1 pseudogene is annotated in these 251 nt (G+C 62.9%); it reads right to left on the reverse strand.

Annotated elements, in window-relative coordinates:
* Positions 1 to 251: pseudogene (locus tag J1M43_RS16115) on the reverse strand (DDE-type integrase/transposase/recombinase); the annotation flags it as partial.

A 251-nucleotide genomic window follows, 5' to 3' on the forward strand; every position in this document is an offset into this window, starting at 1 on the left:
GAGGCCGTTGATCGTCTCCATGAGGGCGTTATCGTACGCATCGCCGACGCTCCCGATCGATGGCGCGATGCCGTCGAGGGCGAGCCTTTCGGTATATGCCACAGCGGTATATTGACTTCCCGCGTCGCTATGCGCTCGAAGCTGTTTCGGTTGGATCGGGTGGCCTTGCCGGCCACGTTCCCACAGCGCCATGCGTAGCGGGATCATGACGAGCTCGGTGTGCATGGTGGTCTGCGCGTGCCAGGCCACGA

Source organism: Microbacterium sp. KRD172, from assembly GCF_017168295.1.
In the GTDB taxonomy this organism is placed as follows: domain Bacteria; phylum Actinomycetota; class Actinomycetes; order Actinomycetales; family Microbacteriaceae; genus Microbacterium; species Microbacterium profundi.